Source organism: Celerinatantimonas yamalensis (assembly GCF_046054155.1).
Lineage (GTDB): Bacteria > Pseudomonadota > Gammaproteobacteria > Enterobacterales > Celerinatantimonadaceae > Celerinatantimonas > Celerinatantimonas yamalensis.
This window is the reverse complement of record NZ_JBEQCT010000008.1, coordinates 116,211-132,182: the sequence shown is the minus strand read 5'-3', so window position 1 is coordinate 132,182 and position 15,972 is coordinate 116,211. Positions and strand designations below refer to the sequence as shown.

11 protein-coding genes are annotated in these 15,972 nt (G+C 44.4%); 5 read left to right on the top strand and 6 right to left on the bottom strand.

The genetic code is table 11. The features are described from left to right. Positions 1-11 precede the first annotated feature (11 nt). Positions 12-986 carry an L-arabinose ABC transporter permease AraH gene (araH, locus tag ABUE30_RS15400; RefSeq protein WP_408624780.1) on the top strand — a complete coding sequence of 325 codons (975 nt, stop codon included), beginning with the start codon at positions 12-14 and terminating at the stop codon, positions 984-986. 365 nt (positions 987-1,351) lie between these two features. Here the strand turns inward: araH and ABUE30_RS15395 are convergent, their stop codons facing one another. Together ABUE30_RS15395 and ABUE30_RS15390 are read right to left on the bottom strand one after the other, a co-directional pair. Next, on the bottom strand, positions 1,352-2,827 hold the full coding sequence (locus ABUE30_RS15395) for a mannitol dehydrogenase family protein (protein WP_408624725.1): 1,476 nt from the start codon (positions 2,825-2,827) through the stop codon (positions 1,352-1,354). Between the two features lie 196 nt (positions 2,828-3,023). Beyond that, the gene (locus ABUE30_RS15390; protein WP_408624724.1) at positions 3,024-4,949 is read right to left on the bottom strand and encodes a methyl-accepting chemotaxis protein; all 1,926 of its coding nucleotides are present in this window, start codon (positions 4,947-4,949) and stop codon (positions 3,024-3,026) included. 529 nt (positions 4,950-5,478) lie between these two features. Between ABUE30_RS15390 and ABUE30_RS15385 the strand changes: the two genes are divergently transcribed. Together ABUE30_RS15385 and tadA are read left to right on the top strand one after the other, a co-directional pair. Next, complete coding sequence (locus ABUE30_RS15385; protein ID WP_408624723.1) at positions 5,479-6,144, top strand: DUF3334 family protein; 666 nt, start codon at positions 5,479-5,481, stop codon at positions 6,142-6,144. A 91-nt stretch (positions 6,145-6,235) separates the two neighbouring features. Further along, positions 6,236-6,736, top strand: coding sequence for a tRNA adenosine(34) deaminase TadA (gene tadA / locus ABUE30_RS15380; RefSeq protein ID WP_408624722.1), 501 nt, complete (start codon positions 6,236-6,238; stop codon positions 6,734-6,736). A 5-nt stretch (positions 6,737-6,741) separates the two neighbouring features. On the opposite strand, the gene ABUE30_RS15375 is transcribed toward tadA, so the two are convergent. Further along, the gene (locus tag ABUE30_RS15375) at positions 6,742-6,873 is read right to left on the bottom strand and encodes a hypothetical protein (RefSeq protein WP_408624721.1); all 132 of its coding nucleotides are present in this window, start codon (positions 6,871-6,873) and stop codon (positions 6,742-6,744) included. A gap of 134 nt (positions 6,874-7,007) precedes the next feature. Then, positions 7,008-8,399: a membrane-bound lytic murein transglycosylase MltF gene (gene mltF, locus ABUE30_RS15370; RefSeq protein WP_408624720.1), complete on the bottom strand. Its 1,392-nt coding sequence runs from the start codon at positions 8,397-8,399 to the stop codon at positions 7,008-7,010. A gap of 478 nt (positions 8,400-8,877) precedes the next feature. Between mltF and purL the strand changes: the two genes are divergently transcribed. Further along, positions 8,878-12,768, top strand: a complete 3,891-nt coding sequence (gene purL / locus ABUE30_RS15365) for a phosphoribosylformylglycinamidine synthase (RefSeq protein WP_408624719.1) — start codon at positions 8,878-8,880, stop codon at positions 12,766-12,768. A 62-nt stretch (positions 12,769-12,830) separates the two neighbouring features. On the opposite strand, the gene ABUE30_RS15360 is transcribed toward purL, so the two are convergent. After that, the gene (locus ABUE30_RS15360) at positions 12,831-13,373 is read right to left on the bottom strand and encodes a DUF1439 domain-containing protein (RefSeq protein ID WP_408624718.1); all 543 of its coding nucleotides are present in this window, start codon (positions 13,371-13,373) and stop codon (positions 12,831-12,833) included. 130 nt (positions 13,374-13,503) lie between these two features. Between ABUE30_RS15360 and ABUE30_RS15355 the strand changes: the two genes are divergently transcribed. Continuing rightward, positions 13,504-14,367 (top strand): endonuclease/exonuclease/phosphatase family protein, encoded by an 864-nt coding sequence (locus tag ABUE30_RS15355; protein WP_408624717.1) that lies wholly within the window; start codon positions 13,504-13,506, stop codon positions 14,365-14,367. On the opposite strand, the gene ABUE30_RS15350 is transcribed toward ABUE30_RS15355, so the two are convergent. After that, positions 14,348-15,940, bottom strand: coding sequence for a LysM peptidoglycan-binding domain-containing protein (locus ABUE30_RS15350; RefSeq protein ID WP_408624716.1), 1,593 nt, complete (start codon positions 15,938-15,940; stop codon positions 14,348-14,350). The two genes, ABUE30_RS15355 and ABUE30_RS15350, sit on opposite strands and share 20 nt — an antisense overlap. Positions 15,941-15,972: the final 32 nt, after the last annotated feature.

Genomic DNA, 15,972 nt, shown 5'->3' with positions numbered 1-15,972 from the left:
TAACCTCAAAAATGGATAAAGATGAAACCAGCTCTTCTAAAAAAGGAGTGAATTTTAATCGGCTTTGGGACAGCTTTGGGATGCTGATGGTCTTTGTGGCCTTATTTATCCTCTGTTGTCTATTTGTTCCCAACTTTTCCTCATTTATTAATATGAAAGGATTGGGTTTGGCAATCTCTATGAGTGGCATGATCGCTTGTGCGAGTTTGTTTTGTTTAGCGTGCGGAGATTTAGATTTATCGGTCGCATCGGTCGTGGCTTGCGCTGGGGTGGTTACGGCGGTGTCGATCAATGCCACTGGTAGTGTGGTCTTGGGGATTATTGCTGGGTTACTCAGTGGCGTGTTTTTTGGCTTGATTAATGGGTTTGTGATAGCAAAACTCAAAGTGAATGCATTAATTACAACACTTGCGACCATGCAAATTGCGCGAGGCTTGGGCTATATCATTTCTGATGGTAGAGCTGTTGGGATTACTGAAGAGCAGTTTTTTAGTTTGGGAAATTCTAATATATTGGGATTACCGACACCTATCTGGTTGACGGCCATCTGCTTTGTCGTTTTTGCTTTTTTATTAAATAAAACAGTCTATGGACGTAACACCTTAGCTATTGGTGGCAATGAAGAAGCGGCCCGATTAGCGGGGGTTAATGTCGTTCGAACAAAATTAATTATCTTTACTGTATCGGGATTGGTGTCTGCATTAGCGGGGGTTATTTTGGCCTCGCGAATGACTAGTGGTCAACCAATGACATCGATAGGCTTTGAGTTGGTCGTGATTTCTGCTTGTGTATTAGGCGGGGTGTCACTCAAAGGTGGTATTGGTAAAATTTCATATGTTATCGCTGGGGTACTGATCTTAGGAACCGTTGAGAATGCAATGAATCTATTAAATATTTCACCGTTTTCTCAATATGTGGTTCGAGGAACTATCTTATTGTTAGCCGTTATTTTCGACCGTTACAAACAGCTGAAAAAATCTACTTAAGAGATGACTGGTTGATTGCTTTTTAAAGTTTGAAGAGCAATACAGAGTAAGCGGATCTGACAAGGGCGACTATGAGGTCGCCCTTGTTGGTGGTGGGTTATAAACGCAGCCTAACATACCTTGATCATCAACCCGGTGCATCTTTATCTTTTGTATCAGGGAAACGCTCGGCTAAGAGCATTACTTGTTTGCTGTATTAGCTGAGGTGCTATTTGGCTTAGCTATCGGCCAATAGTGATAAACATCGCTCATTCGGTGTTAATGGAAGCGTCTTTGTTTAACGTGTGAGCCATGAGATAAGTTTTATAAAAAGGCGAGCAGCTATCCTCTCGCCTTTTTAGTTTCATGGTATCGTGTCAGGATAACTAAGCAGTTTGGCTATCTAAACATGCCTGAATGCATTTTTCCGCGCCCTGAGTACCGAGTTGTTGATAGTAGCTTGTAACTTGCGCTTGGACTTGTGGATGCTCGCTAATAGCGTGAGGGAATACCAGTGATAATAGTGGCTTGACACGGTCTTGGCGGTTCGCAATATTATGATGATACTGGCTAATCTTATCGGCTAATGGATCTTGCAGTTCAAAGGCGCGGCCTTGCTCATCCACTCCTTCGCTATAGCGCAGCCAACCTGCGATGGTCAGTGCCAATAAGTTAGGTAAACGATCGTTTTGAGCCAGATAATAGTTGATTGCATCGCCTAATCGTTGCGGCAATTTTTGGCTACCATCCATCGCTACCTGATAAGTGCGATGTTGTAATGATGGATTACTAAAACGCTTTAATAATGACTGTGCGTAAGCCTGCACATCAACCTCTTTGGGCATGTGAAGTGTCGGGGCCTGAATCGATAACATAAGTTGCCAAGCTGCTTGTTGATAGGTTGTTTGGCTGATCGTTTCTGCAATAGTTTGATACCCACCTAGATAGCCTAGATAGGCTAAAAAGGAATGAGTACCATTTAAGAGTCGAAGTTTCATCTGCTCAAAAGGGGTCACGTCACTGACTAATTGGGCACCGACATTTTCCCAAGCTGGGCGTTCTACTGCAAAGTCATCTTCGATGACCCACTGGCTAAAGGGTTCACACATGATTCCACATGGATCATTAACACCACCGAGTAAAGTTTGTAATTGCTGATGCGATTCATCACTCATTGCCGGAACAATACGATCGACCATGCAGCAAGGAAAACGACATGTTTGTTCAACCCAATCGGCTAATTGCGAATTGTACGCATCGATAAAAGCAAGCAATGCTTGGCGGATAATATGGCCATTATGCATAAAATTATCACAGCTTAAAATCGTGATAGGTTTTTGCTCATGGTAACGTTTAGTCAATGTAGCGGCTAAATAACCTAAGGCCGTTTTAGGGTGTTGCGGTGTTGCTAAATCATGTTTAATGTCTGGGTGATCCCACAATAGCTGCTTAGCTCTGCTATCCCAGTAGTAGCCCTTTTCAGTGATCGTCAGAGAGATAATTTTGACTGAATCATGGCTCATTAAGTCGATGATAGCCGCTGGGCCATCTAACTTAGGATGATAGCCTCGAATGACATCACCACAAATGGTGATTGTTTGCTGCTTGCCGTCATTTTCACATACGCTGTAGCGGCCTTTCTGGCTATTGAGTTGTTTGATGAGTTCATCGCCACTGCGCAAATTAACGACCGCTTCTCCCCAACGGTAATCACCCTGTTGCAGGATCTGATGAGTGTACATACTTTGATGGGCACGATGAAATGCCCCAAATCCTAAATGTACGATGCCATAGCTAAGTTGGTCGCTCTGGTAATTAGGGGTATGGATAGTTGATGAGCAAAGATCAGCAACAGTGACCATGACATTCTCCTTGTAAATCATTGGCAAATCACATGCCGATATATTAACCCGCTTAGCATCGCTAAAAAGTTATTCTTCAATTTAGCAAAAGAAGGTCACATGAGTTTATTTGTCGGATCAGTGTAGCGCTGAGTCGGGATGATGTTTAGTGAATTTAACTCATCTATAACATATCCCGACAACAACATCGCAGGGGTTAAACTTTGAATGCTGACATGGCTTGGATTAATTGGTCGCTTAACTGACTGAGTTTTTGGCTTTGTTGGCGGGTCTCAGTGACAGCTTGTGTTGCCTGTTGTGATTGCTGATGCATCTGCTGGGTTGTTTGTGCGACTTGAGTGGATGTTACATTTTGTTCCTCAGCCATAGCCGCAATTTGATCGATAAGCTGAGCAAGAGCATCCACAGAGTGATTGACTTGGGCACGAATCGATTCTTCTTTCGCAAGTTCTTGAGTCGACTGCTGCGCTCTTTGCGTGGCCAATGCCATGGCTTTGGTAGAGCTTGATGCGCCAGCACTTAATGCTGCGATACTCGTTTGGATTTTTCCCGTAGAATCTTGAGTTTTTGCTGCCAATTGGCGAACTTCATCAGCTACGACGGCAAATCCACGTCCATGCTCTCCGGCGCGAGCTGCCTCAATAGCGGCATTTAAAGCCAAAAGGTTGGTTTGTTCTGCAATGGCTTGAATGACACCTAGAACAGATGCTATCTCTTCACTCAATCCAACAAAATGTCCAACTTGTTGATCGGCTTCGTTGATATCATCGCCTAATTGATGAATCAGTTGTGATACATCTGCCGATAATTTTTGATTGTGTTGATTGGTTTGACGCAGCGTATCTACATGCTGCTGAATATCTAGAACGGCCTGCGTTTGTTCATCGATTGCTTGTGATGATTCCCCCATTGCTGCGGTGATTTCATCTAATGCTTGTTGCTGGTGGATGGTCATATCATAAGCTTTGTCACTATTCAGTGTCAGTTGTTTGATATCACGTTGGGATGATTGGCCGTTGTCATTTACTTTTTGAATCAACTCACGTGTTGTTTGTAAAAATCGGTTAATAGAATCTGCCATTTGGGCAATTTCGTCATGGCCATGAGTCGGAATTTTCTGAGTGAGATCGCCGCCGCCAGCGGCTAATTTTGATAAGTTGCTACTTAGATGATTGAGTCGGCGTTGCACCCGCATGACCAATAATCCGCCAATAGAAATGAGCAAAATAACTCCACCAACAATTTGAATAATAAGACTTTTTTGTGTGACGTTATGCGCTAGCGTCGTGATCATTTGGGTTAGTTTTTGAGCCTGTTGATGATTGGTTTTTAACAACGTTGTTGCCAGTTGATTAAACTCATCGCGGCTTAATTGTGTCATTTGCCCGAGCAGCTCTTGACTCTGATCAATCATCTTTTGACGAGCAACATTGGCTTGTTTAGCTTGCTGTTGCTGTGAGTTGATAAATTCACTTAGATTGTATGCGACCAACAGCTGACCAATTTTACTACCTTGAAACATCACTGGGGTGTTGGTGAAGTAAATTTCTTTATTGTGCTGCGCTGCATCAAGTACTCGGTTTAATGCATGAGCTCCTTTACCAGATATATCAAGCTGTTGAACTTTCGGTTTGGAACGGTCAATTGAATGAGTGAGCAGTTTTCCTTGATTATCTGTAAAAGCGGCCACAATGATATTAGGGTTTTTTTGGGCGGCTAAGATAAGATCGGTCATCTGTCCTAGATTATTATCCAGAACGGCTCCCAGAGCGCTAGTTACAATCAGCTGGTTATAAATACTCGATTCTTGTTTAAACGCCTTTAACTCGCGCTGCGATTGAGCTGTTTGTTGCTGTGTCATCAGATCGCTTAGAGATTGATTAAGCTGTGCTGAGAGCTGTTGATTGGTTTGACTCAACTGCTTGAGTTGTCTGCTTTGAGTGGCCGTTAATGTGCTTTGCATTGACTGAGTTTGTGCAGAGAGTGAATCTTGGATTGCTGTCTGTAGATTTTGGATTTGGATAAATGAAGATAACCCAATAAGTAATGTTTGGGCGGCGATTAGTAGGCCCGTTGCTATTAAGATAAGTCGTAACAGAGAATGATTAAACTGCTTCAACATTGCGATGTCCTTTTCTCAAATTATTGATGTCCCAATTGAATGGGCAAAGTTACTCATAAGGGAATAGACTTTCTGTAAAGTGTAGGCCTCATAGGATGCTTGTGATGTGTTTCAAGTCAACAATCGCAATGTTATGACTAAAACATCAATGCTCGTTTTGATTATGATGATTATGTCTATGTTTTAATGCGTCCTCAGCCACAGATTTACTATCCATTTAATGCATGCCTTTTTATGGGGCCTTTGTCATTTCTACATTGCATCATCTAAAGGGCCTCTACGTTGAATGCGTTTGGGGATTAAACACGGCCATGATCACCGTCGTTCCTTTACTCGAATGCGGGCGAATGTGGGAATCAGCGTTATTGTTTATGTCTATGATAAAGTTTATTGAATCAAGCTGTTTGTCGAGTCATCCTTGTGGATAGTCAAAAAGAGGCCGTTTTTACAACGGTTTCGATTGGAACAAATGTCCTTGGTAACGCATAATGAACAAATAGAGGTTACTATCAATGAACAAGGAAGCTAGATGAAAAATTCTCAGGTGATATCTACAGATGATATTTTGCTAACGTTGTGCAATTCAGTCACGAAAGTCTTGAGCGCGGCAACCGGTACACCGGTTAATTATTCAGCGATGGTACAAAGGATCCACAAAACCTGTCTGAAACCAGACATTGGTTGTTTTGTATTGTTTGATGGTGGTTTTTCAGGGCTGGTATTGATGAACTTTACCGCACAAGCTGCGCTTGAAATCTATCAAACCTATATGAAAAATATGGGAATTGCCGAAGCTGAACTTGCCACTCAGCACACTTCAGATGAAGTTGCAAACGTCATGGGTGAATTGATGAATCAAAGCATCGGTGATTTCACCGGTAAAATTGGTCAACAATTGCATACCAGTATCACGCAAAACCAACCGAAAATGTTAGCGATTAACAAGCAAGTATTGATTTCGGTCGATACTAATTTAGACCGTCCACAAGCTCGCCGAGTCACGTTTGTGACCTCCCATAACAATATTTTTTATCTTGAACTAGCTATGGATAAAACAGAGTTTATACAGATCGCTGATATCGTTGAGCGAGAAGACAGTGATCCGGATGCGATTATTGCCGAGGCTAACCGTCAGGTCGATAAACCTGTTGCTCAAGTTGTCGATCAAGACTTGTTCGATGAGCTTGGCTTATAGTGGGCTGTAGCTTCGCCTTGAAAAGTAATCTAGGGAAGTGATTCTAAGTGGCGGCGTATAGTATACTAATAGTTTAGTGGGGGAGGTTAGTTTGAGTACGCCGCGCGATCAGTTGTTTATGGAACAAGCTATTGAATTAGCTTTACACGCTCAGCAAGAAGGTGAGATCCCTGTCGGAGCAGTGGTTGTCTATCAAGATGAAGTGATTGGACGAGGCTGGAATCGCAGTATTAGCTGCCATGATGCATCCCATCATGCTGAAATTATGGCCCTGCGAGAGGCTGGACAGGTATTAAAAAACTACCGCCTTATAGATACAACCTTATATGTAACACTTGAGCCTTGTCCGATGTGTGCCGGTGCAATGGTCCATGCGCGAGTGGCAAAACTTGTCTATGGGGCTTCTGATCCGAAAACTGGCGCGGCGGGTAGTGTGTTCAATCTAGTTGCTGAACCGTGTTTGAATCATCAGTTAGAGATTGTTGGGGGTGTGGAGCAGGAGCGCTGTTCAACGCTCCTGAGCGAGTTTTTTCGCAACCGTAGAAAAGCGATTAGATCTGCGAAAAAACTCAAGTCTTCTCAGCAAGGCTGAGTTAATTAATCATCACTTTCACCCATCAGCTCAGTTAAAGTAAAACTGCGTTGACGCCATAAAGTTTTTTTATGTTGGCGCGCAAGTTGAATACGCCGACGAGGTGAATGTGTGGCATGACGACGTTTTTTAATCATCTTCATCCCTCCTTCTTTGTTATTGTTGTTTCTCTTTTATTTTCGCTTTTTAACCTATCAATTCTCTATGACGAATCGATGACAGTCAAGGGTTTTGCTGAAATTTTATCCATTTTGGGGCGTTATGCACAAAATTAGTGCACTAATTGGGCTTGAATACGACGTTTTTCAGCACTGAGTAAGACCATGCTCTGATAATACTGGCGAATGTTATTCACATAGTTATAGGCTTCGCTACCCCGTGCATAACCGTAGCGGGTCTTACGATACCAACGTTTTTGCATCAGTAAGGGTAAGCGCTCTTTTACATCTGCCCAATTATTCGGATCTCCCCCTTGTAGTTTAGTCAGGCGGCGCACATCCAACATATGGCCAAAACCCATGTTATAAGCGGCTAGGGCAAACCAGATCTTTTCATCATCATGAATGCTTTCTGGGACTAAAGAGATTAATCGGCGCAAGTAATCAGCCCCTCCTCGAATACTTTGCTGTGGATCTAAACGATTTTTCACACCCATATGATGCGCTGTATTAAGCGTTAACATCATTAGACCTCGTACGCCAGTACTGGATCGTGCGTGGGGATCCCAGTGTGATTCTTGATAAGAGACGGCAGCGAGCAATCGCCAATCCAAACCCTCAGCGTACTGTTTGAACCACTTTTGATAAATGGGTAATGTGGTGCTAACCGCTTTGATAAATGATCGCGTATCTACGTAATCAAACTGCTCAATATGGCCAAAGTATTTTTCGACTAGTTTGGCTATTGTTCCATCTTGGTGTCTTTGTCCAAAAAACTCGATCAAAGTGGAATAAAATGAGTCATCATCATTACGGCGAATTGCCCAGCTAATAGGCTCTTGATGATTGATCACAAAAGCGCTGGCTAATTTAGGATAATAGCGCTGTGTGAGCGCTAAAATACGATTATCAACCACGGCATAGCGCAATGTTCCTTGATGTACTTCACGCAGTAGTTCTTCGTTATCGACTTGTGGATCAGCGGCAATGCGTAACTTGGGATAACGTTGTTTTAAACGCTGTAAAATAACATCATGAAAGCTGCCTTGAATCACCCCAATAGGCGCATCTATATCGGCAAGTGTTTGTGGTGGCGTCGTCCCTTTACGATAGACCAATACACTATCAACATCATAAAAGTCGGGCGAGAAACGAAACTCACTGCGCAGTGCAGGGGTAGGGATAAGCGATGCGGCGATTAGATCAACACGATTCTTTTTTAGTGCATTGAACAGATCGGTTTGACTATACAAGGGGATCATTTTAAGCCTTACCCCAAGATAATTAGCATAATTTTCGAGCAACTCATAATCAATCCCTGTGGGTTGATCATTTTGATCATAATAGAAGTTGCGTGACGAATAGAGCGTGCCTACACGTAAGACCTTTGCATATTCCAACTGCTCTAATTCGCTGCGTTGCGATGTGTTAGGTCGACAACCTAAAAGCAGTAAAGCAAGTATCAGTGTGCTTATCCATCTTAAGATATATAACGGTTTTGGCAACGCTTCTAATATCCTTATTCAGGCTAATGCTATGATTACAAGCCCCATAGTGTAACATTGTTCATTGATGGGGTCGTGAAATGAAATGTGTTGTTTTTCATTAAATTAACAATTTAAAATAGGAAAAACAACGATGAAAGAATACATTGCAGCGTGATAACTGAAATGCCATGAACTCATCACGTATTGCCTGTTATCGTGCGTTGTTCATCGTAATATTGACCGACGAGTCTAGTTTTTATGTGACGGCATAAACTATTTCTGGATGACCCCTGCTTATCCGCTTCTTTGTCTTAGATCGAGCGTTTGATCTACTATTTTTCTGGCAGAGAAAAAGTTCGTCTACATTAACGTCATTCTAGCGGTGACTTCTTCTACCTTTATTCTTTATAATATAACCTAATTTACCCCCCAACGGCTTCAGCAATGCGTGATAAACATAGCGTTTGCTAAGCCCAAACGCAGACGAGTACACATTATGGAAATCTTGCGTGGTGCTCCGGCACTGTCTGAATTTCGCATCTCTCAGTTAATGAAACAAACGAGTGAAGAATCCCTCCCGATTACAGGTATTTATGCCGAGTATATGCACTTTGCTGAGGTGGCAAGCCCTCTGCGTGCTGAGCAGCATGATATCTTGCAAAAGTTACTGACTTATGGACCAACTATTGCCGAACATGAGCCCGTCGGTGAGCTAGTCTTAGTCACACCTCGACCCGGTACCATTTCACCATGGTCATCCAAAGCGACAAATATTGCTCATAATTGTGGTTTAACTGAGATTGTGCGAATTGAGCGCGGTATCGCTTACTATGTGAGTGTTGCTGAGCCACTCAGTGATGCTAATCGCCAAACACTGTCTGCGTTGATCCACGATCGCATGATGGAAAGTGTATTTGACTCATTTGAACAGGCGCAATCCCTGTTTAGTCACGCAGAACCTGCTCCGGTTCGGGCTGTTGATATTGTCAACGGCGGGAAAGCTGCACTCGAACAAGCAAACATCGAGCTAGGTTTGGCCTTAGCCGATGATGAAATCGATTATTTAATCGATAATTTTCAAAAAATCGGGCGTAATCCCAACGATGTTGAGCTGATGATGTTTGCTCAAGCCAATTCAGAGCATTGTCGGCATAAAATTTTTAATGCAGATTGGACCATTGATGGTCAGGTACAACCTAAATCACTATTTAAGATGATTAAGAATACCTTTGAGCGCCACCCCGATGGCGTTCTTTCGGCCTATAAAGACAATGCGGCCGTGATGGAAGGCTCGAATGCAGGGCGCTTCTATCCCAAACCTTATAGCAACCAATACAGCTATCATCAAGAACCCGTGCATATTTTGATGAAAGTCGAGACGCATAACCATCCCACGGCTATCTCGCCATTTCCCGGTGCGGCTACAGGCTCAGGCGGTGAGATCCGTGATGAAGGCGCAACAGGGCGTGGTTCAAAACCTAAAGCGGGTCTCGTGGGTTTTAGTGTGAGTAACTTACGTATTCCTGGATTTGTACAGCCATGGGAAAGTGATTTTGGCAAACCATCGCGCATTGCCAGTGCACTGGATATTATGATTGAAGGGCCTCTCGGTGGCGCTGCATTTAACAACGAATTTGGTCGACCTAACCTATTAGGCTATTTCCGTACTTATGAAGAACAGGTCGAAAGTTTTAATGGTCTGGAAGTTCGTGGTTACCACAAGCCTATTATGATGGCCGGCGGCGTGGGTAACATCAAAGCGGAGCATGTTGAAAAAGGCGATATTCCTGTCTCAGCGAAGATCATTGTGCTGGGCGGGCCTGCGATGAATATTGGGTTAGGTGGCGGAGCCGCCTCATCGATGACTTCAGGGCAGTCGGCTGAAGACCTTGATTTTGCTTCAGTACAACGTGATAACCCTGAGATGGAGCGTCGCTGTCAGGAAGTGATTGATCGTTGTTGGCAGATGGGGGAGCGCAATCCGATTGTCTTTATTCACGATATTGGGGCGGGTGGGTTATCTAACGGCTGCCCTGAGTTAGTCAATGATGGCGGCCGTGGCGGACGTTTTGATTTGCGCCAAGTCCCCAATGATGAGCCCGGTATGTCACCGCTTGAAATTTGGTGCAACGAATCGCAAGAGCGTTATGTTTTAGCTGTTCCTGCCGAGCGATTAGATGAGTTTGATGCGATTTGTCAGCGTGAACGTGCGCCATATGCCGTGATCGGTGAGGCAACTGAAGAGCGAGATCTGATCCTACGCGATGAGCATTTTGCCAATGAACCGATCCACCTGTCGCTGGATGTTTTGTTGGGGAAACCCCCGAAAATGCATCGTGATGTGATCAGCGCGGCATTTACTGGCGTTGCGTTAGATACCACCTCGATGGATTTAGCTGATGCCGCAGAGCGGATTTTGCGTCTGCCGGCGGTAGCGGAAAAAACCTTTTTGATTACTATTGGCGATCGCAGTGTGACCGGGTTGGTGGCACGTGATCAGATGGTTGGCCCTTGGCAAGTTCCTGTAGCTGACTGCGCGGTCACTGCGGCTAGCTATGACACCTATGCTGGGGAAGCCATGTCGATTGGTGAGCGCACACCGACAGCCTTGATCAATCATGGCGCTTCTGCTCGGTTAGCGGTTGCTGAGGCGATCACTAATATCGCACCCGCCGCGATTGGGCCATTTAGCCGGATTAAGCTATCAGCAAACTGGATGGCTGCAGCCGGTCATCCTGGTGAAGATGCCGGGCTCTACGAGGCTGTTAAGGCCGTGGGTGAAGAGCTTTGCCCTGAACTTGAGCTGACCATTCCCGTGGGTAAAGACTCGATGTCGATGAAAACCACGTGGCAACAAAATGGTGAGCAACAGTCAGTCACTGCACCATTGTCATTGATTATCAGTGCATTTGCACGGGTGAGTGATGTGCGCAAAACGGTGACACCGCAACTGGTCAACGATCCCAGTCAATTACTGATTTTGATTGACCTTGGACAAGGTAAAAACCGTTTGGGTGGCTCGGCGCTTGCGCAAGTGTATAAGCAACTTGGCGATAGTGCTCCGGATGTGGATTCACCCGCACTACTGCGTGGTTTTTATTTGGCCATTCAAGAACTCATTAGTCATGACAAATTAACGGCGTACCATGACCGCAGCGATGGCGGCTTATTTAGTACGGCGGCAGAGATGGCCTTTGCAGGTCACTGTGGGGTTGATATTGCCCTTGATCAGCTGGGTCATAGTGATTTAACCACCTTGTTTAATGAAGAGCTAGGTGCTCTAATTCAAGTTCCTGGCGATGCAAAAGAAACGGTTATGACGACCTTAGCGGGTCATGGTCTGGCTAATTGCAGCTACGTGGTTGGACGAGTGAATCGTGATGATATGATCCGCTTTACTCGTAATGGCGATACCGTGTTGGCGCAGTCTCGCCAGCATTATCGGCAAATTTGGGCTGAGTTAACCTATCAGATGCAGGCGTTGCGTGATAATCCAGAATGTGCCCAAGCCGAATTTGAAGCAAAAGCGGATGTTAGCGACCCTGGGCTTAATGTGGCATTAAGCTTTGATCTCAATGAAGATGTCGCAGCTCCAATGATCGCCACCGGTGTTCGACCTAAGTTGGCTATCTTGCGTGAGCAAGGGGTGAATTCACACAGTGAAATGGCCGCTGCATTTGACCGAGCCGGATTTGACGCGATTGATGTGCATATGAGTGATATTTTGGCGGCACGGGTGACTTTGGAACAATTCAGTGGTCTGGCCGCTTGTGGTGGTTTCTCGTATGGGGATGTACTGGGAGCTGGTGAAGGCTGGGCGAAGTCAATTCTGTTTAATCCACAGGCTCGTGAGCAGTTTGAGCAATTCTTTATGCGTTCTGACAGTTTTGCCTTAGGCGTATGTAATGGTTGCCAAATGCTCTCTACCCTAAAAGAGTTGATCCCCGGGGCAGATTTATGGCCACGCTTTGTACGCAACCAATCTGAACGTTTTGAAGGGCGTTTTAGTCTGGTAGAAGTGCAATCATCATCATCACTGTTCTTCAATGATATGCAAGGTTCGCGGATGCCGATTGCAGTGGCTCATGGTGAAGGGCAAGTGGAAGTCCGTGACGGGGAACATTTGGCAGCACTTGAGCAGAGCCAGATTGTTGCTATGCGCTTTGTCGACCACTATGGTCAAGCCACGACGTCTTATCCACTTAATCCGAATGGTTCAGCCAATGGGATTACGGGGTTAACCACAACCGATGGTCGCGTCACCATTATGATGCCGCATCCTGAGCGGGTATTCCGTAGTGTGGCGCACTCATGGCATCCTGCTGATTGGGGGGAAGATAGCCCGTGGATGCGCATGTTTCGTAATGCCCGTAAACAGCTTGGATAAGGGCAATTATTCAGTTGTTGTAGCAAACCGGCCTTTAAGGGCCGGTTTTTTTATGTTGGGTGTTATAGCTTATAAACGAGATGTAAGTAGCCCGGTTGAACTTCAATACGGTCGGCAAAATATTTAATCATTTTTTGTTTAGACTTGTTTGTGTCGAGCTGGTAAACCGGATGGCTTTGCAGATAAACACGCATTGATTGTTCGAGCTTAGGTAAAAATTTAGAAGCGATCGAGCTGTATTTATCAGGTTTTACATCAGATAATTGAATTGACATATCTTCAAGGTAAATTGCACCTTCCTCTTTGTTGTATACAGGTTTAGCCTTGAATGTTCCGTGACTGGTAAAATCAAAATTTTTGATAAAACTGCTAATATGCAGTTGAAGTAACCCGTTGAGTTGTACCCGTTGTTGATTATTCGGGTCAATTTTGACCTTCAGTTGGCTAAGATCTGTATCTACTTCGAGCAACGAACCCAGTCGATAAGTTTTTTTATAATCGACATGATGTTGCAGGTAATTAGAGATATCTGCTTCGGTGATGTTATACCCACAGCCACTTAGTAGTACACTGGAGAGCAGCATAAGCCACAGCGTTTTTTTCAAAATTAGCTCCGATAGTCATTAATACGGCTTGATTCTAACAGGATTGCCGGGCAATGCTATGTACAGCACTGTCATTATCAAAGACTCAAAATTCGTAGATGTTGGTTTACAATGATAGGTGGCTGAACTCATGAACAAAAAACAAGTTGGGGGCGGGCTTGCTTTAGGCGCTGTGATTGCTTTAGTTATTGGGGCCATGCAGTGGTTTGAGGTGCCAAAACAGACAAATATTATGACAGTTCAACAGCATCAGTATCCAGCTCAATGCCCTAATTGGGTGGTCTTATCCGGTGACGCAAGTAAGACCTTGCCACGCCAATTTACAGTCGCCAGCTGGAATATTTATAAAACCCAAAATTTAGGGTGGGCGGACCAGCTTGATAAACTAGCCAAGCAGGCCGATGTGATCGCTTTGCAAGAAGCGCGAGAATCGACCACGCAAGCATTTTGGCGTCGCCGCCATTGGTCGGCAACAATGCTCGAAGCCTTTACCATGGGACGACAAAGCGTAGGGGTGCAATTAGCCTCAGCATACCCACCTTTGCAAGTCTGTGGTCTACGTCAAAAAGAGCCGTTAATCCGTTTACCTAAGTCGCTAATTGCGGGGGTCTATCCATTAGCCGATGGTGCCGGTGAACTATGGGTAATAAGCTTACATTCCATTAACTTTTCACTGAAAATTGCACCTTATTTACAGCAGTTAAATGATGTCGCAAATTTAATTAATCAACACCATGGGCCACTGATTATTGCAGGGGATTTTAATACTTGGAGTCGACATCGCCATCAGGTGTTACTTCAGTGGATGCAACATCATGGTTTACAGCCCGTTCGATTTAAAAATGATAAGCGCAGCCAAGTATTTGGTCATGCGCTCGATCATATTTTTTATCGTGGTGTAAAACTTGCGCGAAGCCGAGTGATAGCCACCAATGCTTCAGATCATAATGCACTGGTGGCAACGTTCAAAACAACTACACATTCAGGCGGGTAATATCGACATAAACGCGCAATTTCTGTCCCGGTTGTAAGTAGCTTTGATGCTGCAGATCATTCCACTTAACCAGATCGTCTACTTGAACTTTAAATTTATGGGCAATGCGATCAAGTGAATCACCTTGGCGAACTTTATAGACAATTCGCCGTGTTATTCCCGTTTTTTTAGCCGAAATTTTCTGCCAAAGGACGAGATTTTGCCCCGTATGTAATGCATCTTTGGGCGATAGTCCATTCCATTTCGCTAGCAGATGATAATCCAAATGGTATTTCTTGGCGATGAGCCACAAACTGTCGCCGTTTTGCACGACATAATGCATCTTGATCGTTGAAGGGCGAGATCGTGACTGGAGTTTAGCCAATCGCGATGTTTCACTTAAGATATATTGACTCGGTTTACGCACAGACATTGGGACAATAAGATGCTGTCCGACACGAATGATCTTTGTATTTAAGTGATTGATGCTGCTTATCATTTTTGTTGTTGTGTGGTACTGATAGGCAATTTTATTGAGTGTATCACCGGAAACAACTTGGTGACGTTTCCATTTTACCCGCTTGTTTGCGGGGAGCTGTGCTAGGGCCGTTTTAAATTGATCGACATTCTCAATTGGAATCAACAGCTTATGAGAGCCATTGGGGTCGGTTGCCCAACGGTTAAAACCAGGGTTGAGTTGGTAAAGCTGCTTAAGGTCAAGATGTGCCATTTTCGCCGCTAATGCTAGATCGATTTGGCTACCCACATTCACTTGTTCTAAATATGGATGGTTGGCGATATTAGGTAATTGGACCCCATATTTTTTAGGATGTTTAATCACTTCGCTTAGAGCGAGTAGTTTGGGCACATAGGCTTCTGTTTCACTGGGTAAGTCCAAATGCCAAAAGTCAGTCTGTTTGTGATGACGCTGATTATAATGAATGGCATCTAAGACACGCCCTTGACCTGAGTTGTAGGCGGCCATTGCATTCAACCAATTACCATCAAATAATTTATTCAGCCATGCTAGGTAATCAAGTGCAGCATTGGTTGAGGCAACCACGTCACGACGACCGTCATACCACCAGTTACGCCGCAGCCCTAAATGCGTTGCTGTATCAGGAATAATTTGCCACATTCCGGATGCCTGACCGTGAGAATAGGCGAAAGGATCATAAGCGCTCTCAATGATAGGAAGTAAAGCAAGCTCCATCGGCATTTGGCGTTTTTGTAATTGTTCAACGACCCAATACATATAGGGCGTGGCCCGCACTGAGACGCGTTTGAGATATTCGGGATGGTGGCGAAACCAATTGAGCTGGGATTGAACACGGCGATCATTGAGTGGCACATCAAAGTTCATATTTGCCGCTAAACGTTTCCAAAGATCGTTATAAACGATCTTCTTTGGGGCCGGGGCCGGAGGCTTCTCAATTTGTTCTGGCTCGTGGTCTGAGACCACATTAGCACTATCATCACTGGTGGATGCTGGTGACTTTGCCATTGGCAATTGGGGAGCCATTGAGTGATTGAATTTTATTGTTTGGCAACCCGTTAAAGCTATCACCATCAAACTGACCAGAGTTAAACGCATGTGTTCCTTAATGTCGCCATCGAAAAAATGAT